This window comes from Natronosporangium hydrolyticum (assembly GCF_016925615.1).
In the GTDB taxonomy this organism is placed as follows: Bacteria; Actinomycetota; Actinomycetes; order Mycobacteriales; family Micromonosporaceae; genus Natronosporangium; species Natronosporangium hydrolyticum.
The window spans coordinates 1354372-1379497 of record NZ_CP070499.1; the positions used below are offsets into that span (position 1 = coordinate 1354372).

The 25126-nt window shown below is 67.5% G+C and carries 25 protein-coding genes; 7 read left to right on the top strand and 18 right to left on the bottom strand.

The genetic code is table 11. From position 1 onward, the window contains the following. Nucleotides 1-42: 42 nt before the first annotated feature. The 9 genes from JQS43_RS06230 to JQS43_RS06270 are packed head-to-tail and all read right to left on the bottom strand — an operon-like array spanning nucleotide 43 to nucleotide 9657. Nucleotides 43-1509, bottom strand: coding sequence for an FAD-dependent monooxygenase (locus tag JQS43_RS06230; RefSeq protein WP_239678113.1), 1467 nt, complete (start codon nucleotides 1507-1509; stop codon nucleotides 43-45). Beyond that, entirely contained in the window at nucleotides 1506-2945 is a 1440-nt protein-coding gene (locus JQS43_RS06235) for an FAD-dependent monooxygenase (RefSeq protein WP_239678114.1), read from the bottom strand. The genes JQS43_RS06230 and JQS43_RS06235 overlap by 4 nt, the downstream gene beginning before the upstream one ends. A 9-nt stretch (nucleotides 2946-2954) precedes the next feature. Next, complete coding sequence (locus JQS43_RS06240) at nucleotides 2955-3899, bottom strand: aromatase/cyclase (RefSeq protein WP_239678115.1); 945 nt, start codon at nucleotides 3897-3899, stop codon at nucleotides 2955-2957. Nucleotides 3900-3924: 25 nt separating this feature from the next. Next, nucleotides 3925-4710, bottom strand: coding sequence for a 3-oxoacyl-ACP reductase FabG (gene fabG / locus JQS43_RS06245; protein ID WP_239678116.1), 786 nt, complete (start codon nucleotides 4708-4710; stop codon nucleotides 3925-3927). A 16-nt stretch (nucleotides 4711-4726) separates the two neighbouring features. Further along, entirely contained in the window at nucleotides 4727-4987 is a 261-nt protein-coding gene (locus JQS43_RS06250; protein ID WP_239678117.1) for an acyl carrier protein, read from the bottom strand. Nucleotides 4988-5041: 54 nt separating this feature from the next. Then, nucleotides 5042-6253, bottom strand: a complete 1212-nt coding sequence (locus tag JQS43_RS06255) for a ketosynthase chain-length factor (RefSeq protein ID WP_239678118.1) — start codon at nucleotides 6251-6253, stop codon at nucleotides 5042-5044. Further along, nucleotides 6250-7521 (bottom strand): beta-ketoacyl-[acyl-carrier-protein] synthase family protein, encoded by a 1272-nt coding sequence (locus tag JQS43_RS06260; protein WP_239678119.1) that lies wholly within the window; start codon nucleotides 7519-7521, stop codon nucleotides 6250-6252. Before JQS43_RS06260 ends, JQS43_RS06255 begins: the two co-directional genes overlap by 4 nt. Then, nucleotides 7518-7847 carry a TcmI family type II polyketide cyclase gene (locus JQS43_RS06265; RefSeq protein ID WP_239678120.1) on the bottom strand — a complete coding sequence of 110 codons (330 nt, stop codon included), beginning with the start codon at nucleotides 7845-7847 and terminating at the stop codon, nucleotides 7518-7520. The genes JQS43_RS06260 and JQS43_RS06265 overlap by 4 nt, the downstream gene beginning before the upstream one ends. Nucleotides 7848-7866: 19 nt before the next feature. Continuing rightward, nucleotides 7867-9657 carry an acetyl/propionyl/methylcrotonyl-CoA carboxylase subunit alpha gene (locus JQS43_RS06270; RefSeq protein ID WP_239678121.1) on the bottom strand — a complete coding sequence of 597 codons (1791 nt, stop codon included), beginning with the start codon at nucleotides 9655-9657 and terminating at the stop codon, nucleotides 7867-7869. Between the two features lie 271 nt (nucleotides 9658-9928). Here JQS43_RS06270 and JQS43_RS06275 point away from each other — a divergent pair, with 271 nt between their 5' ends. Together JQS43_RS06275 and JQS43_RS06280 are read left to right on the top strand one after the other, a co-directional pair. Then, nucleotides 9929-10384, top strand: coding sequence for a nuclear transport factor 2 family protein (locus tag JQS43_RS06275; RefSeq protein ID WP_239678122.1), 456 nt, complete (start codon nucleotides 9929-9931; stop codon nucleotides 10382-10384). Nucleotides 10385-10479: 95 nt separating this feature from the next. Beyond that, the gene (locus tag JQS43_RS06280; protein ID WP_239678123.1) at nucleotides 10480-11373 is read left to right on the top strand and encodes an aldo/keto reductase; all 894 of its coding nucleotides are present in this window, start codon (nucleotides 10480-10482) and stop codon (nucleotides 11371-11373) included. Nucleotides 11374-11418: 45 nt separating this feature from the next. Here the strand turns inward: JQS43_RS06280 and JQS43_RS06285 are convergent, their stop codons facing one another. Continuing rightward, a complete protein-coding gene (locus JQS43_RS06285; protein WP_239678124.1) occupies nucleotides 11419-12954 on the bottom strand; it encodes an MFS transporter in 1536 nt (511 codons plus the stop codon). Between the two features lie 117 nt (nucleotides 12955-13071). On the opposite strand from JQS43_RS06285, the gene JQS43_RS06290 reads away from it, so the two are divergent. Continuing rightward, on the top strand, nucleotides 13072-13902 hold the full coding sequence (locus JQS43_RS06290; protein WP_239678125.1) for a helix-turn-helix transcriptional regulator: 831 nt from the start codon (nucleotides 13072-13074) through the stop codon (nucleotides 13900-13902). Here JQS43_RS06290 and JQS43_RS06295 read toward each other — a convergent pair. Genes JQS43_RS06295 through JQS43_RS06325 form a run of 7 tightly spaced genes read right to left on the bottom strand, consistent with a single transcriptional unit; the run spans nucleotide 13899 to nucleotide 20910 of the window. Continuing rightward, nucleotides 13899-15101 (bottom strand): NAD(P)/FAD-dependent oxidoreductase, encoded by a 1203-nt coding sequence (locus JQS43_RS06295; RefSeq protein WP_239678126.1) that lies wholly within the window; start codon nucleotides 15099-15101, stop codon nucleotides 13899-13901. The two genes, JQS43_RS06290 and JQS43_RS06295, sit on opposite strands and share 4 nt — an antisense overlap. 16 nt (nucleotides 15102-15117) lie before the next feature. Beyond that, complete coding sequence (locus JQS43_RS06300) at nucleotides 15118-15540, bottom strand: ester cyclase (RefSeq protein ID WP_239678127.1); 423 nt, start codon at nucleotides 15538-15540, stop codon at nucleotides 15118-15120. A gap of 12 nt (nucleotides 15541-15552) precedes the next feature. Continuing rightward, nucleotides 15553-16245, bottom strand: coding sequence for an antibiotic biosynthesis monooxygenase family protein (locus JQS43_RS06305; protein ID WP_239678128.1), 693 nt, complete (start codon nucleotides 16243-16245; stop codon nucleotides 15553-15555). Between the two features lie 18 nt (nucleotides 16246-16263). Then, entirely contained in the window at nucleotides 16264-17289 is a 1026-nt protein-coding gene (locus JQS43_RS06310) for a methyltransferase (protein WP_239678129.1), read from the bottom strand. Beyond that, the gene (locus JQS43_RS06315; protein ID WP_239678130.1) at nucleotides 17286-19496 is read right to left on the bottom strand and encodes an aminotransferase class III-fold pyridoxal phosphate-dependent enzyme; all 2211 of its coding nucleotides are present in this window, start codon (nucleotides 19494-19496) and stop codon (nucleotides 17286-17288) included. Before JQS43_RS06315 ends, JQS43_RS06310 begins: the two co-directional genes overlap by 4 nt. Before the next feature lie 3 nt (nucleotides 19497-19499). Beyond that, nucleotides 19500-19697, bottom strand: a complete 198-nt coding sequence (locus JQS43_RS06320; protein WP_239678131.1) for a ferredoxin — start codon at nucleotides 19695-19697, stop codon at nucleotides 19500-19502. Between the two features lie 28 nt (nucleotides 19698-19725). Next, entirely contained in the window at nucleotides 19726-20910 is a 1185-nt protein-coding gene (locus JQS43_RS06325) for a cytochrome P450 (RefSeq protein ID WP_239678132.1), read from the bottom strand. A gap of 466 nt (nucleotides 20911-21376) precedes the next feature. Between JQS43_RS06325 and JQS43_RS06330 the strand changes: the two genes are divergently transcribed. From JQS43_RS06330 to JQS43_RS06345, 4 genes are all read left to right on the top strand, one after another. After that, nucleotides 21377-21982, top strand: a complete 606-nt coding sequence (locus JQS43_RS06330; protein WP_420847654.1) for an NADPH-dependent FMN reductase — start codon at nucleotides 21377-21379, stop codon at nucleotides 21980-21982. Continuing rightward, nucleotides 21979-22770 (top strand): maleylpyruvate isomerase family mycothiol-dependent enzyme, encoded by a 792-nt coding sequence (locus JQS43_RS06335; protein WP_239678134.1) that lies wholly within the window; start codon nucleotides 21979-21981, stop codon nucleotides 22768-22770. Before JQS43_RS06330 ends, JQS43_RS06335 begins: the two co-directional genes overlap by 4 nt. Before the next feature lie 91 nt (nucleotides 22771-22861). After that, nucleotides 22862-23497: an NAD(P)-dependent oxidoreductase gene (locus tag JQS43_RS06340; protein ID WP_239678135.1), complete on the top strand. Its 636-nt coding sequence runs from the start codon at nucleotides 22862-22864 to the stop codon at nucleotides 23495-23497. Nucleotides 23498-23885: 388 nt separating this feature from the next. Continuing rightward, nucleotides 23886-24656, top strand: a complete 771-nt coding sequence (locus JQS43_RS06345) for a response regulator transcription factor (RefSeq protein ID WP_239678136.1) — start codon at nucleotides 23886-23888, stop codon at nucleotides 24654-24656. A 101-nt stretch (nucleotides 24657-24757) separates the two neighbouring features. Here JQS43_RS06345 and JQS43_RS06350 read toward each other — a convergent pair whose 3' ends face one another. Beyond that, entirely contained in the window at nucleotides 24758-25123 is a 366-nt protein-coding gene (locus JQS43_RS06350) for a DoxX family protein (protein ID WP_239678137.1), read from the bottom strand. Between the last annotated feature and the right edge of the window lie 3 nt (nucleotides 25124-25126).

The following is a 25126-nucleotide window of genomic DNA, read 5'->3' on the forward strand; positions in this document are numbered from 1 at the left end:
TAGCACCCGCGGTTCAGCTCCGTGACGTCCGCCCGAACGAGCTCAGGCGCGGACCTCCTGGGGAGGGCCAAACCACCGTTGCAGCGCGATCTCCAGCTGTTTCGGGTCGTGGCCCGCCCAGGCGACGTACCCGTCCGGACGGATCAGCGCAGTGTCTGCGCCGAGCGTGGCGGTGGTGACCTCGCGGGCGGTGGCGACGGTTACCCGATCCGCCCAGGGCGCAGCGATCGCGCGGGCACCGACATCGTCGGCGAGGTCGAGCAGGACACCACGGCCGGAGTGGAGCAGTCGGGCAGTGTCGGTCTCACCGTCGGCGGTACGCAGGCGCCGTGGTGGGATCCGCCGGCCCAGCAACGGGTGGTCACCAGGGCCTACGTCGTAGCGGATGTCCAGGCCGCTGACCAGCCCGGCGAGGTATCGTTTGTTGTCGTCGTCCTCGAGTAGTTCGGTGAGCAGTTCGCGCAGCGGGTCCGCCTCCTCACCGCCGAGAAAGATCATGCCCTGGGCGCGAGTGTTCATCAGCAGCCTGGCCCCGGCGGGGTGCCGTTCGTCGTGGTAGGTGTCGAGCAGGTTCGCCGGTGCCCAGCCGGCAACGGTGGCGGCGAGCTTCCAACCGAGGTTCGCCGCGTCGAGCACTCCGGTGCTGAGTCCTTGACCGCCGGCCGGCAGGTGGATGTGCGCCGCGTCACCGGCGAGCAGGATCCGGCCTCGGCGGTACTCGGTCGCCTGCCGGGTCGCGTCGGTAAACGAGCTGACCCAGCTCGCTGATCCATGGTGGATCGACTCGCCGGTGATCCGCTGCCAGGCGTCCGCGACCTCAGCGAAGCTGGTGTCCCGCGCCCGGTCGGTAGCCGGGGTGCCGTGTTCGCAGACGATGATCCGAGTCACGCCCTCGCCGAGCGGCGCCGCCATCACCATGCCGTTAGGCAACCGGTCGCCGAGGAACCGGGACTCGATCTCGCAGCCGGTCACATCGGCCAGGTACATGCCACGGGTTGCGGCCGTACCAGGGAAGTCGATGCCGGCCAATCGCCGGACGGCGCTGTGCCCGCCGTCGCAACCCACCAGGTACGACGCGGCGAGCTCCTGCTCACCGTCGGGGGTTCGGAAACCGGCCCGTACCTCGGAACCGGATTCGGCGAAGGTCACCAGCTCCCAGCTACGGCGGACCTGGGCGCCGAGCCCGGTAGCCCACTCCTCCAGCACTGCCTCGGTCTGCGACTGCGGAATTCCGCGCGCGCCGAAGTGGCAGTCCGCCAGCACTGTGTAGTCGAATTGGACACCCCCGAAGTGACCGACCGGGCTGGTCTCCAGTGCCCCGAACCGCGGCAGGATGCCCCGCTGATCGAAGGTCTCCAGGGTCCGGGCGGTGAAACCCAGTCCCCGGGACTGCCCGGTCGGTGCGGGGAGCTGGTCGGCGATGACGACCCGGCAACCGGCGAGGCTAAGCTCTCCAGCAAGGGTCAAGCCGGTGGGGCCGGCGCCAACGATGATGACGTCAGTACTCACGAGATCTCCTTAACGGGGCGAGAGTGTGCTCGGCTGTGGCTGGGAGGGCCGAACCATCGGTATAGGGCGGTATGGGCCGCCTCGGCCGACGTGCCGGCCCAGGCGACGTGGCCATCCGGGCGCACCAGGATCGCGGCCGCGTCGACCGGCGCAGTGGGCGGTGGCGCGACCGTGACCTGTTCCCGCCACGGCGCCGCCGCGGTCGCGGCGGGGCTCCCCGGTACGGCGAGCAGTAGCCCGCGACCGTCCGGCTGCGCCAGCTCGGCCAGGTAGTCGCCGACGGTGTAATGCTCGTCAGCGCTGGGGCGGTATCGGATGTCGAGACCGCTGACCATTCCGGCGAGGCGGCGCCGGGTGGCGTCGATCGTGACCAGTTCGGCGAACAGCGACCGGACCGGTTCCACCGAACGGTCGCCGAGCAGGAGCGTGGCTTGGGCGCGAATGTTGGTCAACGTCCGCCGCCCTACCGGATGCCGTTCCGCGTGGTAGGTGTCGAGTAACCCGGCTGGTGCTCCGCGCCGGACCCGTGCCGCCAGTTTCCACCCCAGGTTGACCGCGTCCTGCAGGCCCAGGTTCAGGGCCTGGCCGCCGATCGGCAACTGGACGTGGGCGGCGTCACCGGCGAACAGCACCCGGCCGTGTCGGTACTGGGACAGCTGTCGGTGAGCGTCGTCGAACGCGTTCACCCACACCGGTTCGCCGCCACCGATCTCCTCGCCGGTCACCCGCCGCCAAGCCGCGACGACTTCGGTGAACTCGGGCGGGGCCGGCCGCCGCTCGGCGACGTCACGGCCGTGCTCGTAGACCATCACCCGGGTGGTCCCCTCCGAGATACGGGCGGCCACGGCTAACCCGCGGTCGTGTCGCTCGAACCGCCGGTTCGGAATCGCCACTCCCCGCACGTCGGCGCGCAGTAGCTCGCGGGTGGCTGGCCAGCCGGGGAAATCCGCTCCGATGAGCCGGCGGACCGTGCTCTCGTGGCCATCGCACCCGACCAGATACGCGGTGCGCAGCCGGGCTACCCCGTCCGGGGTGTCCGCCTCGACCGTCACCCCCGCGCCGTCGTCGTGCACCGCCCGGACCGTCCAGCCTCGATACAGCTCCGCGCCGAGCCCGAGCGCCCAGTCACCCAGTACCTCCTCGGTGAGGGTCTGCGGAACCTTCCACTGACCGGCGAACCGGCTGGGGAGCGTGAGATCCATCGGGATGCCCGCGAAGTGTCCCCGCGGTATGTGCGGGGCGGGCCCGAGCCTCTCCCACAGGCCGCGGCTCGCCAACACCTCGGCGGTTCGGGCGTGCAGCGTCGAAGCACGGGACTCGACGGTCGGCTCGACCAGCCGCTCCAGCACGGCCACGGTAGCGCCCCCCAGCCGCAGCTCGCCCGCGAGTAACAACCCGACCGGACCGGCTCCCACGACGACGACTTGGACGTCCACGCCGGCTCCTTAGCGATGCTGTTCAGCGTACGTGCGGGCGTGCTCGAGCGTGGCGAGGCTGTTGCTGCTCAACGCGTTGCGTACGTAGCTGCGGGCCTGCGCCACGTCGGCGTCCGGTCCGAGTACGTGGGCTATGTTGGTGGGGTTGAGCACCACGGTGTGCTGGGATGAGGCGGCGACCCCGGACCCGTTTTCGGTGAACGTCCAGATGCCAGTGTGGACGGCCAGCAGCGCCGGCAGGGTTACCTGCTTGTAGGCGATCCGCTGATGCGGGAAGGTCACTCGGTATGACTTCGTGAGGTGGGTGGAGCCATTCTTCGCCCGGGTGGTCATCTCCAGGGTCTGCACCCCGGGTTGCTCCTCTGCGAGCGTCACCGCGGCGACGTGCGGCAATCGCTCAGTCCATCGCTCGGCCTGGTTGATGAAGTCGAAGACGTCCTTTACGGAGCCGTCGACCTGGACTGTGTCGGTGAAGGCGAAGGTCAATTCGGCGGTCTCCTCGGCGGTCTCGGCGATACTCTTGAGGGCGACCAACTCGGCCTGTGAGTTCCGGTCGACCGCTTCGTCGATCCACGCGAGGTCGGTCGGCTCATCGTTGACCGCCCGGTAGTCGTGGAGTAGCCGAACCCTGGTCTCGTCGGGCGTGAGGGCTTCGAAATACCAGGCACCGCCCATAGCGGCGACCGGGTGCGCCGAAACCTCCTGTCGGAAGGTGATCCGCAGGCTCGTCGGGTCCAACTCCCGGCGGGAGGTCCAGGTCTTCGCCTGGCCGTTGGCGAGCGCCCAGATACGGATCCGCTCACTGCGGTCGCTGCGTTCGATATGATCCACGAAGATCGTAGGTGGAAAGAGTTGTGGCCAGTTCTCTACCTCGGCGATCAAGCGGTAGACCTTACTGGCCGGCGCGGCGATGACGATCTCGTGCTCAACCTCGCGGTGAGGTGACGTGGACATGACGGACTCCTCAGGGCTCGTATGGTCAGAAGTTGCCGAGTCCCCCGCAGACGTTCAGTGCTTGCGAGGTGATCGATGCCGCCTGGTCGGAAGCGAGGTAACCGACCAGGCCGGCGACCTCCTCCGGGGTGGAGTAGCGGCCAAGGGGGATCTTGGCGACGAACTTCGCGAAGACCTCCGCCTCGGTGGTGTCGTAGGCGCCGGCATACCCCTGGCGGACCCGCTGTGCCATGGGCGTCTCGACATAGCCGGGGCACACGGCGTTGACCGTGATGCCGGTCGGTGCCAGCTCGTTGCCCAGCGCTTTGGTAAATCCGACTACGCCGTGCTTCGAGGCTGAGTAGGGGGCCCCGAGGACGACGCCTTGTTTGCCGGCGGTGGAGGCGATGTTGATGATCCGGCCCTGCTGCTTGGACCGCATGCCACCGGCGTTGAGTACCTCCCGGCTGACCCGGAAGACGCTGTTCAAGTTGGTCTCGATCACGTCGAGCCACAGCTCGGTTGGAATGTCCGCGGTCACCCCGCCACCGCTGCGGCCGGCGTTGTTCACGAGTACGTCGATCGTGCCGAACTGGTCGACTGCGGCCCCGACGAATCCCGAGACATCCTCATCCGAGCGCACATCAACTGGTGCCCCGGCTACCTGCCCTCCCTGTCCGCGGAGGTCCTTGACGGTCGCGGCAACCGCCTCCGGCGTGCGGGCACCGATGAAGACCCGGTACTGCTGGCTGGCGAGCAACCGCGCGACGGCCAGGCCGATGCCGCTTGTCGCGCCGGTTACCAATGCGATCCGATGCTCCGGTGAGGTCATGGTCGGTCCTTCCTCGTTAGCGTGCGGAGTCGAGGTGAGCGTTGACGACGTCCAGGAATTCCCGGGGCGTCGCCGCCTCGGCCAACATGGACTCTTCCAGCGAGACCGAGAACTGGCGCTCGATCCGACTGCTGGCCTCTAGCAAGGCAAGCGAGTCGTAACCCAGGTCGGCGAAGGCGGTGTCCAGGATGTCGGCGTCGAGGTCGACGCCTTCGTCGGCACCGGCAGCCTCGCGGAGGATCAGCCGCAGATCGGATAGGGAGATTTCTCGGGACATCGTTATTGGTTCCCTTCCTGAGATCGTCGAGTTAGGCGAGACCGGCCTTGCTGGTCATGGGTGGCGGCTCACCACCATCGCTGAGTTGAACCCGCCGTATCCGCGAGCCAGGATCAGCAACGTCCGTAGCGGGGTCGTCCGGGCCGCGACGACCAGGTCAAGTTCGTACTCTGGCGACGGGGCCACGTTGACCGTTGGCGGAATGAGCTCTTCGTCAAGTGCGAGGAGCGCGGTTACCAGGTCGAGCGGGGCTCCGCCGGAGTAGAGCCGGCCGGTCATTGTCTTCGGTGCCGTCACCGGGACACCGTGCGGGCCGAATACCGCCCGCAGCGCGGCGGCCTCCACTTGGTCTAGGTACGGCTCCCCAGCTGCGTCAGCGAAGACCGCATCCACGTCGGTAGCCTCGACGTTGGCGTCGTCGAGCGCGAGCTCGATTGCCCTGCGAAGCCCCGGTTCCCGCGCGGAGGTCGGGGGCGGATCAAAGGTGGCGGCGTAACCGGCTATCGCGCCGTAGACCTTGGTGCCCCGCCGCTTCGCCGACTCGCTCGGCTCCAGCACTAGCAGCGCGCCACCCTCGCCGGGAACGTGGCCGGACGAGTCCCGGTCGAACGGGCGGTAGGCACGTGCCGGATCGTCGCTAGTGCTGAGCCGGCCGCTGGTCTGGAGGGCCACCCAGCCCCAGGGGCAGATCGTCGCGTCGACGGCGCCGGTGAGTACCACCTGCGTCCCTTTCCGGACCTGTCGTCTCCCCTGGGCGACCGCGTCGAGCCCGCCGGCCTCGTCGCTGACGACTACCCCGCTCGGCCCTTTCATGCCGTTCCGAATCGAGATCTGCCCGCTGTTGACGGCGTAGAACCACGCGAAGGATTGGTACGCGCTCACGTACTGGCTTCCTCTACGCCAGAGGCTCTCCAACTCGTTCTGTCCGAATGCGAAGCCGCCAGAGAAGCTCGCCGTGATCACCCCCATGTCGAAGGAGGGCTGCTCGGTCGGTGAGATCGCGGCGTCGGCCAGCGCCCAGTCGGCGGCGGCCAGCGCGAGCTGGGTCATCCGGTCGGTCTGGGGCAAGAGCCGACTCGGAAGGTGCTCCGGTGCCTCGAACCCATGGACCTCGCCGGCGAGCCGTGCTTGATACTGGGTGGGAGAGAAGCGGTTGAGTCGGCCGATCCCGCTCGTTCCGCTGCGGGTGGCGGCCCAGTAATCGCCGGCGCCGACGCCGTTGGGGGCGACCACCCCCAGACCTGTCACTACGACCGCGGCGCTCATGGCTTCCGCCGATCCGGCCGGGCGAGGACCATCGCGCTCTGGAACCCCCCGAACCCGCTGCCGACGGTGAGGACGGCGTCGGTGGCGTGACTCCGGGCGGTGACCGGGACGTAGTCGAGGTCACAGTGGGGATCCGGCGTGTGGAGGTTGGCGGTCGGCGGGACCACGCCATGCTCCATCGCCAGGATGGAGGCGGCGATCTCGATCGAGCCGATGGCGCCGAGCGAGTGACCCACCATCGACTTGATCGAGCTGACCGGAGTGCGGTAAGCGTGGTCCCCTAGGCTGCGCTTGAACGCTTCGGTCTCGTGCCGGTCGTTCTGTCTGGTACCGGATCCGTGCGCGTTGATGTAGTCGATCTCGTCGATGTTCATTCGCGCCTCCTGGAGCGCGACCCGGATCGCTTCGGCCATCTCGACACCGTCCGGGCGGAGACCAGTCATGTGGTAGGCGTTGCTGCGGGTGGCGTAGCCCGCGATCTCTCCGTACAGGTTGGCGCCGCGTGCCATCGCGCGGTCCAACTCCTCTAGGACGAAGACCGCGGCGCCCTCGCCGATCACGAATCCGTTGCGGGTGCCGTCGAATGGCCGCGATGCCGTACCCGGGTCGTCGCACCGTGGAGTTGTCGCCTTGATCGCGTCGAAACAGGCCATCGTGATCGGCGAGATCGGGGCGTCGGTCGAGCCGGCAACCATGATGTCGACGGCCCCCTCCCGGATAAGGTCGGCGGCGTAACCGACGGAGTCGATTCCGGAGGTGCAGCCGGTGGAGACGACGGTGGTGGGTCCCTGTGCTCCGACCCGCCAGGCGACCTCAGCCGCGAACGAACTCGGGACCAGGTAGTTGTACAAGTGGGGCACGGCGTAGGCCTGGTCTACTAGTTGTAGCCGGCCACCGTCGCTGACCACCCGGTACTCCCGGTCCAGCCCGACGGTCGCGCCGACCGCGGTGCCGACCGTCACGCCGAGCCGGTACGGGTCGACCTGAGCCAGGTCGACCCCGCTGTCGGCCACCGCGCCATGGGCGGCGACCACCGCAAACTGCGCGGCCCGGTCCATGCGGCGGACTTCCTGTGGGCTGAGACCGTGATCCTCTGCTATGAAGTCGATCTCGGCGGCGACCCGCGACCGGAACGGTGTTGGATCGAAGAACGTGATGAGCCGGGTGGCGGTGCGCCCCTCGGTGAGGAGGTCCCAGAACGCCTTCGTGCCGATGCCACCGGGCGCGAGCACTTCGACCCCGGTGATGGCGACCCTCCGTCCGGTCATGCCGACGCTTCCCAGTGGTAGAAGCGGGTAGCCATGGCATCCGCAGGCGAGCGCCAGGTCTGCGGGTCGTAGGCTTGGATGTGGGGCCGCAGGTCGTCACTGATTGCGACGAACCGCGGGTCGGTCTTGGCCTGTTCGATTCGAGTCGCACCGTCGCCGGCCTCGAAGTCCTGGAGATGGAAGTACAGACCCCGGTAGGCGAACAACTGCCGGCGGCGGGTACCCATGAGCGTTGGCATCTCGGTACGGTCGAAGTCCGCGAAGATCTCGGAGACGGCGCGGTCGGACCCCGACGCCATCCGTGCGACGATCAGCGTACTGTGCATGAGACTCCTCCTGTTGGCGTTACGGCAGCGCCTTGATCTCGCAGATGCCGGTGTCGCTACTCACCACTCGTCCGACCTCGGCGTCGAGGGCCGAGACCGTGCCGGCCTTGGGGGCGTTGATCGGTTGCTCCATCTTCATCGCCTCGACGACGACGAGTAGGTCGCCCGCGGCGACCTGTTGTCCTTCTTTGACAGCGACTCGGACGATCGTCCCCTGCATCGGCACCACGACCGTGTCGCCGGTGCCGTTGGCGCCGTTGGTGTTGGCCGGCTTCCCACCGTTGCTGCGCCGGGACGCGGGGGCGGCGCGGTGCGCGGCCGGCCGGTGCGCTGGCTTCGGCTGCGGAGGATCGAGCAGCTCCGCCGGTAGGGCGACCTCGATCCGCCTGCGCCCGACCTCGACCACCACGTCCCGGTAACCGACCGGCCCCGCATCGGCGGTCGCCGCCTCGGCGGTGAAGGGGTCGATCTGGTTGCCGAACTCAGTCTCTATCCATCTCGTATGGACGTCGAAGTCCGGCCCGCTGAACGCCTGGTCAGCAACGACGGCGCGGTGGAATGGCACGGTGGTGGCGATACCGTCGACCCGTAGCTCGGCGAGGGCGCGTGCCGACCGGCGCAGCACATGAGTTCTGTCCATGCCAGTCACGATGAGCTTGGCCAGCAACGAATCCCAGGCCGGACCGATGACCGAACCCGACGTCACGCCACAGTCGAACCGTACGCCCGGGCCGGTCGGAGCGTCGATCCGTGCCACCGTGCCGGGGGCCGGCAGGAATCCTCGTCCAGGGTCCTCGGCATTGATCCGGAACTCGATCGAGTGACCCCGGGCCGGTGGATCGTCATACCCCAGCGCTTCGCCGGCGGCGATCCTCAGCTGCTCGCCGACGAGGTCGATCCCGGTCACCTCCTCGGTAACCGGGTGCTCCACCTGCAGTCTGGTGTTGACCTCAAGGAACGAGATGGTCCCGTCCGGGGCAAGTAGGAACTCACAGGTGCCCGCTCCGATGTAACCGACCTCGTTGAGGATCGCCTTCGAGGCGGTGTAGAGCTGATCACGCTGAAGCTGGCTAAGAAACGGGGCGGGTGCCTCCTCTACCAGTTTCTGGTGGCGGCGCTGCAGCGAGCAGTCGCGGGTCGAGATCACCACCACGTTGCCGAACCGGTCTGCCAGGCACTGAGTCTCGACGTGGCGTGGCCGATCCAGAAAGCGCTCGACAAAGCACTCGCCGCGGCCAAAGGCGCCGGTCGCCTCTCGTACCGCAGCCGCGTAGAGGTCCGGAATAGCGCCGATGTCGTGGACTACCCGAAGCCCGCGACCGCCCCCGCCGAACGCCGCCTTGAGCGCGATCGGGAGGCCGTGCTGGTGCGCGAACGCCACCGCCGCCGCCGGGTCATCGATAGGGTCGGCCGTCCCGGGCACCAGTGGGGCGCCGACTCGCTTGGCGATCCGGCGGGCACTGACCTTGTCGCCCAGCGCCCGAATCGCCGCCGGCGGTGGTCCGATCCAGATGTGACCGGCGTCCAGCACCGCCTGGGCGAAATCCGCGTTCTCCGACAGAAAGCCGTAGCCCGGGTGGATCGCGTCCGCGCCGGTCTGCACTGCTGCTTGAAGCACCGCGTCGATGTCGAGGTAGCTTGTGGCGGGGGTATCGCCACCCAATGCGTAAGCCGTGTCGGCGGCCAGCACATGGGGGGCGTCCCGATCTGGCGCGGCGTAGACAGCTACGCTGGCGAGCCCCGCGTCGGCACAGGCTCGGACGAGCCGCACCGCGATCTCGCCGCGGTTGGCGATGAGCACTTTGTGCACCGTGCGAGCCTCCCGTTCTAGAGCTGTTCGGCGGTGGCCGGAGCGTTCGATTCGCTGACGTAGCCATCGTCGTCGATGCTGCCGAGTGGTTTCAACACTGAGTACTCCAGATTTGGGTCAGCTTCTTACAGCCGCACCGGCGGCCGGTTGCGGCGATGTCAGATGTGAGTTAAGGATCCGGCGGGACATCCAGTTCAGCGTCAACAGCCTTGATCTGTATGGATGTATTGGCGAGCCTGCTGGATATTGCTGGCTTGAGCTAGGAGGTACGGTGTCCGCACCCACGTTCGACTCGATGACGACCGCTATGGACGACCTTCGGCGGCTGGCTGTCGCCAGCCTGCTTGACCGCTATCTGGTTACCTTGGACACCGAGCAGCTCGATGACCAGTGGGCACGGTCGTTGTTCGCCCCCGACGCGGTGGTGACCTTCCCGGTGGGTCGGCACGAGGGTATCGGTGGCCTAGCGGGCTTCCACCGGACTGCCCTCGGGAAGTTCCACCGGACCCAACATATGGGCTCACCAGCGGTCGTCGACCTGGCTGGCAACCGTGCCTTCCTGCGGGCGAACCTGATGTCGACGCAGGTCAAGCATGATATGTCAATATTCGTCACCGGTACGCTGGCGCGGGGCGAGGCCCAACTGACCGTGGCCGGGTGGCGGCTCGCGCTGTTGACGATCGAGCTCGTGTGGATGACCGGCGAGCCGCCGATCTCCAGAGATTAGGTCTATGGGTGTCGACGCTCCCAGCGGTCGGGGGCCAAGGCAAATGCCGGGTGGCGGGGTACCCTGGCCGAGTGTGTCGATAGTGAAGGGGTTTGATGAGGACGGTAACCTTGGGCTCGGCTGGTCCGGTCGTGCCGTTGCAAGGGCTCGGATGTATGCGGCTGACCGGAGCGCATCCGTCGGCTGACGCCGCCGTAAAGGTGATCCATCGCGCGCTCGATCTCGGGGTGACGTTGCTTGACACCGCTGACCTCTACGGCGGGGGAAGCAACGAGCGACTACTCGCCCAGGCGCTCCGCGGGCGCCGGGAGGAAGCACTACTGTGCACCAAGTTCGGGGTGGTACGGACCCCCGACGGTCTCGGGGTGCGAGGGGATGCCGGCTATGTCCACGCCGCCGTCGATGCCAGCCTGGCCCGCCTCGGCGTCGACGTGATCGACGTGTACTACCTTCACGATCGAGACAGGACGGTGCCGATCGAGGAGACGGTCGGCGCGATGGCGGAGCTGGTCACCGCCGGCAAGGTCCGCCATCTCGGGCTATCCAACGTGGCCGAGGACGACATTCGGGCGGCGCACCGGGTCCACCCGATCGCGGCGGTGCAGGCGGAGTGGTCGCTGGTCGGCCGGAGTGTCGAGGAGGTCGTGCCGACCTGCCGCGCCCTGGGGATCGGCGTGGTCGCCTACTGCCCACAGGGTGCGGGCGGCCTCAACCTCGACCGTCCGCCGCCGCCCCGCCCGCCGCACATCGCCGGTGCCTCGGCAACGCTCGCCGAGGTGGTCCGGGCCGTCGCCGAAGACCGTCGAGTCAGCCCGGGCCAGGTCGCCCTGGCCTGGGTCCAGCAGCGCGCGGAGGTGTGGGAGCTGCCGGTTGTGCCGATCCCGGGCACCAGCCGTACCGCACACCTTGAGCAGAACGTCGCGGCGGTCGATCTCCGGTTGGACCCAGCGGAGCTGACCGCCCTCGACGGAGCCAGCCAGCCCGGGTGACCGGCGCGCCCCGATGAGTGCCGTGCTGCGATGTGCGGTGGCGGGTTACGGATGTGGGCTGTCACTCGGTATCTGAGTCCGGCGGAGGAGCACCCCAGCGGTGATCGCGACCGCAGCCAAGATCATCGAGGCGACGATCGCCGCTAGCTGGAGTCCGTCGGTGAACGCCTGTGCCGCGGTCTGCAGCATGCCCGGAGCGAGCTGGTCGGCGACCCCGGTCGCGCCGCCGAGCGTCGCGCTCGCGGCCTCCTCGGCCTCGGTCGGGACCTGGGAAGAGGGGAACAGGTCGGTCATCTGCTGGCGGTAGATGGTCGCGGTAATGCTGCCGAGAAACGCGATGCCGAGTGCGATGCCGAGTTCCTGCGCGGTCTCGGTGATCGCCGAGGCGGCGCCGGCTCGCTCCGGCGGCGCAGCGGTGATCACGATTGTTACCCCGAGCGCCAGGACCGGCATGATGCCACCGAAGAGGAGAACGAGTCCCGCCACCACCCAACCGACGCCGGAGCCGTCTTCGGCTCGGCTCACCAGCAGAAGCCCGACCGCCGCGATCGCCAACCCAAGGGTGATCTTGACCCCTGGCCGCATCTGTTTGGCGACGACCGGGCTGAGCAGGGTCGTCACGATCCCGGTCAGCAGCGGCGGCACCATCAACAGACCCGCCATGATCGGCGACCGGCCCGCGACCATCTGGAGGTACTGTACGGTCAGGTAGCCGATGCCGCCGACCGCCACCGCGCCGAGCGTCAGCGCCACCACCGAGACGCTCACGGTCCGCAGCCGGAACAAGCTGAGATCGAGCAACGGCGCGGCGGCCGTTCGCTGCCGTTGTATGAACATCACGCCGACGAGCCCGCCGAACAGCATCGCCAGGACCGGCAGCATGGTGAACCCGTCCTCGGCTGCTCGCTTCAGCCCGTAGGTCACGCTGAGGATCGCGATCAACGCGGTGACCGCGCCGGTCAGATCCATCCGGCCCGGCGCGGGGGCACGGTACTCGGGGAGGAGCACGGGACCGAGCAGCACCAGCAGCACCATTACGGGCACACCGACCAGAAGGGTCGAGCCCCACCAGAACATCTCCAGGAGCCCGCCGCCGATCAGTGGTCCGATCGCCGAGCCGGTCATGAAGGCCATGAACCAGATCGAGATCGCGGTCGCCCGTTGTCCCGGGTCGTGGAACATATTTCTGATCAGGGCCACGGTCGACGGAGCGAGGGTCGCACCGGCGATGCCGAGCAGGGCCCGCGCGACGATCAGCATCTCGGCGTTGACCGAGAACGCGGCGATCACGGATGCGATGCCGAATCCGGCCGCGCCGATCAACAGCAGTCGGCGTCGGCCGATCCGGTCGCCGAGAGTGCCCATGGTGATCAGGAAGCCGGCGATCAGGAAGCCGTAGATGTCGATGATCCAGAGCAGCTGTGCGGCGGTGGGCTGAAGGTCAGCGCTGATCGCGGGCGCGGCTAGGTGGAGGATCGTCAGATCCATCGACACGAGCAGCGCGGGCAGCGCCAACATGCCCAAGCCGAGCCACTCCCTACGCCCCGCCCGTAGCGTAGGATCGGTGCCCGATGCGCTCATCCGTGTTCCCCCATCCGTTGGACATATCTCGTGTCCATGGTCTGCTGGTCACCCCTCCCGTGGGGAGGCCGGGCGAGGCGTATACCTGTCAGGGCCACCCTCGGCGCACCTGCCGCTATGGTTAGGGGAGAGCTCGGCGCGTTTCTCCGCAGTCGTCGGGAGGCGGTGACGCCGGCCCAGGTCGGACTGCCCGCCAACCCCGGGCGTCGCACGCCGGGCCTGCGCCGCGCGGAGCTCGCCACTCTCGCCGGGGTGAGCGTGGAGTACCTGACCCGCATCGAGCAGGGACGGGATACCCATCCCTCGGCCAGGGTCCTCTCCGCCCTGGCCACCGCGTTGCGGCTAGGCGCGGAGGATGCCGAGCACCTGCACCGGCTGGCCGCGGTCACCTCTGGGATTGAGGTCGGCCCACGGATCCACGAGGTCACCCGGACGGTCCGGCCCTCGGTGCGAGAGCTGCTGGCGCAGCTGGAGCCCGCGCCGTGCTTCGTCGTCAACCACCTGGGTGATCTGCTGGTGTGGACCGACGGCTACCGGGCGCTGATGGGGCCGTCCGGGATCCTGGACGCGGCACACCCGAACGTGCTGTGGTTCACGTTCGTCGATCCCCGGGCTCGGGCCGTCTACCTTGACTGGGAGCTGGTCGCCGACGAGCACGTCGCCGACCTGAACGAACTTCGCTGGAGCGACCCCGCGGTACGGGCATTCGCCGAGGAGTTGACCGGGGCAGCCGGGCAGTCGTTCAGCGACCGTTGGCAGCGGCGCCCGTTGGGCAGCCGGCGTACTGGTACCCGCGAGCTGCGCCACCCGGAGATCGGCACGGTGCGGTTGGCCTTTGAGACGCTGCAATTGTCCGATCCCGACCTTCGCTTGGTCGTCCTGTTGCCGGCTGATGATGACAGCCGCGACGCTTTGGCGAAGCTGCAGCCAGGATCCGGTCAGACCTAGCCCCAGCGTTCCCGGATCTCCCGGACGCTGGCGGCCCAGCCCGCGCCGTTCGCGATCGCGGTCCGCAGCTGCAGGATCGCCCGGCGGTGGTTGAGGCCGAGCCCGCCGATCACCCGGGCGCCCCGCCGGTACATCGCCAGGAACCGGCCAGCCTCGGGAGCGCCGACCACCATAGCTACCTCCTCGGCATCGGGCAGCCCGACGAACTGGAGACGGTCCGTGCCCCAGTCCGACCAGAGGTACGGAACGAGGCGGCACGGACGAGCAGCGGCGGGATCGACCGCGTTGCGGGCGGCCAGCGCCGCCTGCTCGGCCGCGGTGGTCCAGTTCTCCAGCCGCATCGGTGCGGCGAAGACCGGGTTGAACCAGCGTGCGATGTCACCCGCTGCATACACCCCCGGAGCGCCGGCGTTCAACGCCTCGTCGCACACCACACCATCGTCGATGGTCAACCCGGAGTCGGCGAGCCAACCTGTCTCCGGCGCCGCTCCGATCCCGACTATGAGCAGGTCAGCCGGTAGCTCGGTGCCGTCGGAGAGCCGCACTGAGCGAAGCCGGTCGGTACCGCCGAACGACTCGACGGTGACCCCGCACCGCAGGTTGATCCCGTGGCCTCGGATCACTCCGGCGAGCGCAGCCCCGAGTTCGGCGCCGACCGCCCGGCTCATCGGGACGGGCTCGGCCTCGACGACGACTGGCCGGGCGCCGCGCCGGATGGCGGCGTACGCCACTTCGATGCCGATACAGCCGGCGCCGACGATCACCGCCTGGGCTCCCGGCACCAGCGCGCGCCGGAGCCGCCACGCGTCGTCGAGGGTGCGTAGGGTGTGCACTCCGGCGTGCCGCCCGGCTGCGGGGAGCGGTCGCGCCCGGGCCCCGGTAGCCAACACCAGGCCGTCGTACCTGAGCAGGTCCCCGCCTACGGTTACCGTGCCCGCGGCGAGGTCGAGCGCGGTGGCCGGGGCACCGAGCTGCAGGTCCACACCGAGTTCGGTCCGCAGCGACTCCACACCCCGGAAGTACGGCGGCTCGACCATTCCCGACAGAAAGTCCTTCGACAAGGGCGGCCGGTCGTAAGGTAGATGTGGTTCGGCGCCGACTAGTGTGATCGCGCCGCGGTGGCCGGCCAGTCGCGCTGCCTCGACGGTCCGCAGACCGGCTAGCGAGGCGCCAACAACGACGAGCTTTGAGTCTTTCACTGCTCGGCTCTCGTCGCTAGTGCGGCAGCGAGACAAGGCCGAGCTGGCTCAGGATCCCCATGTCGTCGGTGAGCCCCCACCGTTCGACGACCTGGCCGTCGCTGAACCGGAAGATCTCCACCCCGTTGGCCTGGAACGTGCGGCCGGTGGGCGGGACCCCGTTGAAATCCCCGATGTGGGTGCCGGAGACCGTGAACGCCATCGACACATGCGAGCCGTTGGCGGTCAGATGCCGACGCTCCATTCGCAGGTCGGGAAAGGCGGTGCGGAGGTTTCGGAAGAAGTCGAGTAGGCCGTCCCGGCCGGGGCCCTGACCGGGGGCAGGATCATGATCGACGGCGTCTGCGGCGAAGAGCGCGGCGACTCCGGCGTCGACCGCGCCAGAGTTGATCAGCTCGATCGAGCGCTCTAGGGTCGCCAGGTTCTCCTCGTGCGACATTTTTCTCTCTCCTCAGTTGGCTCGGTTCACTGCGGCGGCCGAGCGGCTATGAACCACCCGGTAGGTGTTGGCCCGGCGGCCGGTGATGACCGTGTCGGCGAATGCCCGCACCTGCCGCACCTCGGCGGGCCGTCGATGTTCGGGCAGGTGGTGGAAGGCGTCGTAGTGCTGCTTGTTCTCCCACTGGGCGTAGAGGATGAGGAAGGTCCCGTCGATACCCCGGCAGATCGCGTGCGAGCGGTAGCCAGCCACCTCCATCAGCCAGTGGTCGGGCCGTCCAAGCGCGTCGACCAGGGCCGGCTGGTTCGCCGGCTCGACATCCATCACAATGATCACTGTGTAGTCGTCCCGCAGCGGGGAGATCTCGATCTGATCGAGGTCGGGGTGGTGTTGGGAGAAGACCACCTCGGTCTTGAGGAGCGCGACCGAGGTAGATATCCGCTGAAACAGCGGCACCGTGGCGTTCTGATAATCCGCGCCCGCGTACCTTGCCTCGAGATCGGCGAGGCTCCGCCATTGGATGTAGTTGGCGGTCCCCGGGCTGTCGCACCCCGCGTGCACCGTCGACGAGATCCATCCAGGATAGGCCGCGTTGTCGACGATCTGCTTCATCTCCTCGACGATCGTGTCCTGGCCGGCGAGCGTCTCGCAGGTAAACATATTGAAGACGGTGAGAAAGCCGTCGTGCGCCTGGATGATCGGCATGTTCCTACTCCTCGTGGACTACGCGCGGGTCGCCTCGACGATGCTGCACAGCCCGCCGCCGACGATGCGGTCGAGCTTCAAGCCGGACTGCTGGCACAGCGCGTCGAGCTGCGCCCCGGTGCGCTGGCGCCCGCCGCTGATGACGAGCATGTCGAGGTCCATCAACTTCACGGTCAGCGCGGCGGCGGCGTCGTCCGGTAGGACCGCCTCGACCAGCAGTACGCGGCCGTCCGGAGCCATCGCGTCCCGGCAGTTCGCGAGGATCTGTCGGGCTGGTTCGTCGTCCCAGTCGTGAATGATGTTCGACAGCAGGTAGGCGTCGCCGTCGCCCGGTACGTCCACGAAGAAGTCGCCGGCGACCAGCTCGCTGCGGTCACGTACGGCGGCCTCGATGAGCGGCTGGCCAGCGCCTTCGATCACCTCAGGCTGATCGAACAGAACGCCGTAGGCCTGGGGCGCCGCGGTGAGGACCTGCGCCAGCAACGCCCCGTGCCCGCCACCGACATCCACGATCCGGCGGACCCCCGCAAAGTCGTAGGCATCGATCGCGGGCGCGATGACCTGCCGGGAGAGCTCGTCCATCGCACGGTCGAAGATCTCCGCGACCTCCGGCCGTTGCCGGAAATGCTCCCACACCTCTTCGCCGTGTACGTCAACGAACGCCGGCCGGCCGGACCGGACCGACTGCACCAGGCCGTCCCAGGTATGCCGGTCGGCCGGTAGCGCCACCCACCGGGCGAAGTTTCGCAGCGAACTCGGTGAATCGCTTCGGAGGGCCTCGCCGAGCTCGGTGAGCGCGAACTCCTGCCCGACCCGCTCCTCGAACAACCCAATGTCCGAACCCGCCCGCAGCAGCCGGTACAGGCTCGGTGGGTGGGTTCCCAACGCCTCGGCGAGCTCCGCTACCGGCCGAGGACCGGCGGCGAGCTGATCCGCCACCCCGAGCTCAGCGGCGGCGCTCACCGCGGACGCCATCCAACTCGCCGTAGCTAGGGTCAGCAACCGGAACGCTGGCGAGGCCTGCTCGCCGTCGACCTGCGTCACGACAGTCTCCTCCTCGTGGTTGGGGTTTCGGCCGCGCCGACGGCGGATGCCCCGGCAAGCTGCGGCTGCGGCCGAGCCGCCTTTCCGCGCAGGAGCCGGCCCAACCAGGGCAGCTTCTGCCCGAGCAGGCAGCCGAGCGCGTACCGGTAGATCATGCCGGGGGTGATGTCCCGGACCGCGGTGTCGATCCGCGCCGCCAACTCGCGGAGGTCAGCGGGGTCGGCGGCGACCCGGTGTCGAATCGCCAACAGGGGCATGTAGACGCCGCCCCGTTGGAAAATCAGATCGGAGAGTGCCAGCGTCAACAGCGTCCCCGGCGCCGACCCGTGCGAGAAGGACAACAGGCGGTGGCCCATGGTGAGTCGCAGGTGCGCGGCCGAGCCGACGACCTCGCCCAACACCTTGGAACGGCGGCAGATGTCGTCCAGGCAGGTGCGTAGCTCTGCGTACGCCTGCTGATGCGGCTCGAGACCGCCGTCGACGAGCGTCCTCAGCGCGTGCCAGGAGATGTGGGCACCGAGGTTGTGCCGGTGTCGAACCGCAAGCTCTGCAACCTGCTCTGGGGCGGTGTGGTAGGCGCGTTCGTAAACCTGGTCGGAGACGACCACGGCCGCGGCGGGCATGGTCATGTCGCTGATGGTCTTGCCGAGGGTGACGATGTCTGCGGTCCGCATCGTTGCGGGATGGGCGAGGTAGTTCGGGCTGCTGCGCCAACCGCCGGTGAGGACCTCGTCGACGCCGACCAGATAGCCGCCCTCGTCCCGCAGCCGGTCGATCGCGTTGATCAGCGGCTCGGGGATCGGAGCGCAGGTGGCGCCCTGGATGTACTCGAACCACACCAGCGCGACCTCGCGCTCCCGCACGATCTGTTCGAACTGCGCCGCGGCGTCTGGTGCGAACGGGTCTAAGTAGACGAGGTCGGAGTAGTACGGGCGGAACGCCTCAGCCACCGACTCGGTCTTCTGCGGCCCGTACTTACTAAGGTTGAGTGAGAACAGGGTCTTGCCGCCGTAGTTCCCTTTGAAGGTCACGACCGTGCGGCGCTGCGGCTGCGCCAGTGCGGCCACCTCGACCGCGACGTGGTTGGCGATGGCTCCGCTGACCGCGGGAAAGGCCCGGCCGAGGCCGGTCAGCCGAACCAACTCCTGCTCCAGATCGGCGAAGTAGTCATGGGCCGGATCGTGACTGCGCAGCACACGCGGGACCAGGTCGGGCGGGTTGTGCCCGCGGAGGTTGCTGCCGAAGCCGCCGGCGCAGTCGATGACGTCCCGTCCATCGCCAGTAACCAACCGGCCGCCGGCCGCGCGGCGAACGTCGACGTTGAGATGAAAGACCGCGGCCATCTCCGCGACGTTCGGGTTGATGTGCCGCCCCCAGTACTCGAGTGTGGTCGCGGGGTCCGACTCGATCTCGGCCATCACATCCCGGTGGTGGTCGGCCACGAACCCGGCGTGGTCCAGCCGGTCCAACACCAGCTCCGCGCACAGGGCATTGCCCCCATAGGTCGAGGTATGCGCGAAACAGTTGACCCGGTCGCGCCAGATCCGGTGGGCGGCGGCGGACATTGTGATCGCGCCGAAAGGTACCTGCCGGTCGGCCAGCGGCTCGCCGAACACCATGACGTCCGCACCGATCGGGTCGTCGAAGATCGCGCCGGAGAGCTCCTGGTCGATGCAGCAGAGCGCGACCAGACCATGTGCTTGCCGACACTCCCGTAGCAGGTCGGTGAGGGAGGGGTCGTCGAGCCGGTGGTCGCTGTCGCGCACCACGATTACGGCGGTGAAAGGGTAGCCGGGGTAACGCCGCCGAGCATCGTCAGCGGTGGCAGCGCTGACCACGTGGGGGATCAGCGCGGAGTCTACGCCGGCGCCGACCGGGTCCATCAACCGTTGGTAGCGCTCGCGCGGGTCGAGCAGCAGCACCCACCCCCCGGTGTCCCGGCCAGCTTGGACCGCCGTGTGCCGGGCGAGCTTGATCACCGTAGCGAGCGCTTCCAGCCCGGAGCTGAGCAGGTAGGATACTCGTGGCCCGGTCGACTCGACCGGCACCAGCTGGTCGAGCAGGTAGCCCAGTTTGGCTGCGGCTGGGTTGACGTAGTTGCTCGCCATCAGCAGAGCGCAGCGCTGCTCCTGGTGCTGGCGAGCGATCAGCTCAATGGTCGCCGACGACGCGGGTCGGAATACCGACCGCAGTTCGGTCTCGGACACCTCTCAGTCCTCCATCTTCAACGCGGCTACCGGGCAGGTGAGGACGGAGTTGATGGCCGGCTCCCGTAGCTCCTTCGGGATCGGCTGACCCTCCCGCGTAAACACCAGGTCGCCCTCGTCGTCGAGCTGGAACAATTCCGGGGCGGCGGCTTCGCAGACGCCGTGCCCTTCGCACCGGTCGCGATCGACAATAATGTGCATCGACATCACCTCGCGGGGGGAGAGCTGCTTAGGTGTGCAGGGTCGTCGGTAGAGAGGCCAGGCCGCGAATGGTGTTGTGGGCACGCCATCCGGCCTCGCCAACCTCGATCCGGGACACCCGGGCGGCGAGCGCCTTCATCAGGGCGTGCGCCTCCAGCCGGGCTAGCCCCTGACCGACGCACCCGTGTATGCCATGACCGAAGGCTAGGTGACTGGCCACGTTGGGGCGACGTACGTCGAATGTGTCCGGATTCTTGAAGACCCGCTCGTCCCGGTTGGCCGAGGCGTAGAGCAGGAATATCCTTGATCCGGCCGTAAGCGTTACGCCGTCCGCGACCTCGTAGTCGGTGGTGACGAGCCGACAGAAACCGCGCGCCGGGGTCTCGATACGGACCACCTCATTGAACGCGTCCGGGATGGCCGACGGGTCGCTTCGTACCCGCTGCCACTGCTCTGGATTAGTGCCGAACAACCACATGGCGCTCGCGAGTGCGCTGACGGTGGTGTCGAGGGAGGGCACGAGGAAATCGCCGAGCAGCGTGGGTAGTCGATCCGCCTCGACCTCCCCGGCGTCCACCGCCGCCGCCAGATTCGCACCCCAACTGCCGGGACGGAGGTCGCGGGAGTTGGAGAGTTCGGCGAGGAACTCCCAGAGATTCTGTAGAGTCGGGAAGCCTGCCACGGTCCGTTCATTCATGGGGCCGAGGGCGTTGAACCCGGCCGCCGCCCATGCCAGCAGGTTGTCGGTCTTGTCCTCCGGCCAGCCGAGCAGATCCGGAACCATCGAGACCGGGAATTTCTGGGCGAGGTCGGCGACCGCGTCGAACGACCCGCGCTCGACTAGGTGCTCGACGAGCTCGGTCGCCCGTCGCTGTACATGATCTTGGTGTTGTCGCAGCGCTTTCGGGGTGAGCTGCCGGCCGATGACCCGCCGGATCCGGTCATGCTCGGGCGGGTCACTGGCGATCGTGCCGCCCGCCATGACCCGGTTTAGTTCGTCACTGAGGCCGACCCCGGCCGCGGAGGAGAAGGTCTCGTGATCGTGCAGCGCCGTGTAGACGTCGGCGTGGCGGCCCATCGCCCACACCTCGTACTTGCTGAGCCAGACCGCGGAGCCGAGCTCTCGAAGCCTTCGGTAGTTCTCGTAGGGGTCGAGCACGGATTCGTCTGAATAGAGATCGACGTCAAAGACGGGAATGTCGGTGATAGTCACGTCGAGCCCTCCTCTTTTGCGTCGATGAGAACGATAAAAGTGCGCAGTAATAGGCATCTGAGAATTGCTGTCGAGGCCCTTCTCGATGCGGCTGCCATCAGTCTTGATGGCGTCACCTGAATGGTCAAGTCGTCGTTTTCCAAGTCTTCGCGAACTTTCGATGGTTCGATGTCAAGATCGCCGTGACACTTCGCTGGAGATCCTGATCGGGTGCCGGAGCTGCGGCACCTGCCAGGCCGACGAGGCATATGATCCGGCGGGGCGCCATGATCTGGCGGGGCGCCATGATCCGGCGGGGCGCAGCAAGCGCTCGGTCGCGGCGCAGGGTAGCCCTCACGGTGCCAGTCTCGTCCCGGCCTGGCAGCGCGCACGGATTTCGGCCAGGATTTGCGTAAGGTGTGCGTTAGCAGCGGGTGCAACGTCAGTCAGCGGCGGTGCAATGTCGCCAGGTGGCGCGCTAAGGAGGATGTTCGTGTCGGCAAAAATTCTCAAACTTGCGGTGATCGTGGGGAGCGTCCGTGAGGCGCGATTCGGCCCCGTGGTCGCGGAGTGGATAGCCGAGCGGGCGGAGCAGCACGGTCGCTTCAAGGTCAACCTCATAGATCTGGCCGAGGTCGAGCTACCGCTGCAGCTCGGTCCGGAGCCGCCCGCGATCGCCACCGCGGACTCAAAACCACCCGCGCTGGCACAGGTCAGTGCGGCGCTTGAGGAGGCTGACGCGTTCCTCGTCGTTACCCCTGAGTACAACCACAGCTTTCCAGCGTCGTTGAAGGCCCTGATCGACTGGCACTTCACAGAGTGGCGCGCGAAGCCGATCGGGTTCGCCTCGTATGGGGGTGCTTCCGGTGGGCTGCGCGCCGTTGAGCAACTTCGCCAGGTCTTCGCTGAGATGCATGCGACGACGGTGCGCAACTCCGTCAGCTTCGCCAACTACTGGGAGTCGTTCCAGGAAGATGGCAGCCTCGCCGAGCCGGAGCTGGCGCAGGGTGCCGCAACGGAGCTGCTGAACCAGCTGGCCTGGTGGGGAGAGGCACTGCTGGAGGCACGGACCAACAACCCTTATCAGCCATGACCGCGCGTACGAAGCGGGCGATCACAGTGCTTCGTGATGCCCACGAAGATCTCGTCACCTACGTCAGCGCGATGCCCCCGTCCGAGCTGAAGCGAAGCTCCGCCGCCAGCGAGTGGAGCATTGCCCAGGTGCTGAGCCACCTAGGCAGCGGCGCGGAGATCATGCGAGGCACGATCGAGGCCACGCTGGCAGGCGATCCGCCGCCAGAGTCCGAGTCGCGCCACGCGGTGTGGGACCGATGGAACGCCATGCCACCGCAGGAGCAGGCCGACACCTTTGTCAGTAGCAACGAGCTCCTCCTGGGCCAGTTCGAGGAGTTCGACGACGAGCAACTCGAACGGCTCCGGATCGATCTCGGATTCCTGCCGGAGCCGGTCGACGTGCTGACCACCGCGTCGCTGCGGCTCCACGAGTTTGTCCTGCATAGCTGGGATGTCAAGGTCGTGTCGCGGCCAACCCAGACGTTGACTGCGGCGGCGGTCGAGTTTCTATTCCAGCCGGTGGACATGCTCATCGGCTGGATCGGGCAACCGGTGAGCGTCGCCGCCGGCGCCGTGGTGTCCGTGCGGACCGAGGCGCCCACCCGGTCTTTCGGGCTGGAGTTGAGCGAGCCGGTACGCATCGTGGATCCACCGTCGGCCGCCGAGGCAACGCTCACCATCCCCGCTGAAGCCTTCATCCGGCTGGTAACCGGCCGGCTAGCGCTCGACCATACCCCGGCGGAGGCGGTGGTCGAGGGCGGCGAGCTGACGCTCGATCATCTTCGCGAGACTTTCCCGGGGTACTGAGCCACCAAGATGCTCGCCGCCACACTCGCCAGCCGCGCTCTTTCGGTTGGCGGTGATTCTTGCCCCCTCCAAGAATCAAGATCGGAGTGTCATGAGGATCGCGGTTGTAGGAGCAAACGGTCGCACCGGCCGGCTCACCGTCGAACAGGCCCTCACGCGTGGCCACCAGGTGGCAGCCTTGGCGCGGCAGGAGTTTCGGGCCACCCGGAGCCAGCCGGGGTTGACCACCTCGGTGGTCGATGTGCTCGATCGCGATGCGGTCGCAGCAGGTCTCGCTGGTGTCGACGCGGTGATTTCAACGCTGGGCATCGGCACCTCGAAGGCTGCCTCGGTGACGTATTCGCAGGGCGTCGCCAACCTGCTGCACGGGATGCAGCGGCACGGCATCAAGCGGATCATCGTGGTCTCCGCGATGCCGGTGGGTCCGTGGAGTGAGCATGCCCGTTTCGATCGGTACGTCGTGCTGCCGTTGCTTGAGCGGTTCTTCGGCGCGACCTACCGGGACATGCGTCGGATGGAGGAGATCCTGGCCGGCAGCGAGGTGGAGTGGACCTCGATCCGCCCGCCGCGGCTGACGGATAAGCCGGCGACGGGCGGCTACCGGCTCAGCACGGCCGGCCCGCTGCCGAAGGCTCGTGTCCTCACCTACCCCGACCTCGCCGCCGCGCTCCTGGATGCGGTGGGGCGCGACGAGCTGAGTGGCCAAGCCGCCTACGTCGCCAATTAGTTTCTGGGGCAACAACATTCGCTCGCCAGGAAGGGTGACGCATCTGCGATGGTCGCGGGCAGTGCGGCCAGGCTGAGCTTGATCCGTTAGCCCAGTCGGCCAGGCACGGCGAGACTTCCGTCACATTACATAGGAATTCGGAGATGTGGCCCCGGGGTTGACCCGCGCCAGGCTGCCTTCGCTCGTGTCCAAACCAGACGTCTGTCGAAGTGGACGGTTGCTCAGGATAAATCCATTTGTTGGGAGGCCTCGCCGGTGCTCGGATGTGGATCACCGCACCCGTCATCGATGGACGGTTGATCGAAAACTTTGACTGACTGCCGCCGGCCTATGTAGGATCCGAAGGACTTCCACTTCCATAGACCTGCGAAGACCGGTTGAGGGAACGATGCAGACGCAATCGACAAGACTTCACGAGGTTGGCAAGCGATGCTCATGCGTCAGGCATGCGGACGCGGGTGACACGGAGGGCCGAGGGTATGCCAGTGTTTCCTTTGGCTTTAAGCGAATTCTCGTTGTCGAGGCTGATCTTGCCGAGGCAGAAGCGCTATCGAGAGGGTTGCGCCGGCACGGCCACGAGGTTACCACTGTGGAAAATGGTGGCGATGCGCTGGCAGCATACAACGAAGCCGAGATCATCTTGCTCGAACTGGAACTGCCCGATCTGGATGGGTTGGAGATCTGCCGAAAGATCAGGTCGGATTGCGACGTTCCGATCATCTTGGTAACGGGGCGGGGGGCCGAACTTGACCGTGTCCTCGGGCTGCAAGCCGGCGCCGACGACTGCCTGGTGAAGCCGTACGGATTTCGGGAGTTGCTCGCTCGAATGGACGCGGTTATGCGGCGTACCGGGCACCGTGGGCCGCGGGAACCCCGGGTTCTCTGCCGGGGCGACCTGGAGATCGATGTTGACACCAGGAGGGTTCGACTGGGGGGCGAGCCCGTTGATCTCACTCGAAAAGAGTTCGACCTGCTCTACGTGCTGGCGTCCAATCCGGGCACGGTGGTTCCGCGCAAGCGGCTCATGCTCGAGATTTGGGGCGGCTCCTGGTCTCGTCGCACGGTCGACACTCACGTGGGGACGCTGCGACGAAAGCTCGGCGCCAGCAGCTGGGTTATCACCGTGCGGGGGATCGGCTTCCAGCTCGGACATGGGTAATAACTCTGACATGGTTGGCATCTCGGATATCGGTGACGGGGACAGTCAGGGCTCACCCTGCCCTCCGGCGGCGACGCCCGCCAGGGGAGGGCAGGCGCCGCTCAGAGTGTGGCGGCGCCGAGGGCCAGCGGAACGACCGAGAAGGCTGTCAAGACGGCCGGCACCGGGGTGCCCTTCGCGTCGTTGGCCCGTAGGTGGGCGATGACCGCGCCGGCGAAGAAGAGTACGACGCCAGCGGCGGCCGCGATGCCCAGTGGCCGAAAGAAGATCCCGATGAGCAGGCCGGCCGCACCGAGCAGTTGGAGCGTCGCCAGCACCGGGAACATCCGATCCGGGACGCCGAGCCGGGTCAGGATCGCCGTGACCTCCTTCTCTCGGACGAGCTTGTTTCGCGCGGTGAAAGCCAGCAAGGCGGACAGGAGGACCGCGGTGACGATATACGCGATATACATTGCTACCCACTCCATAGT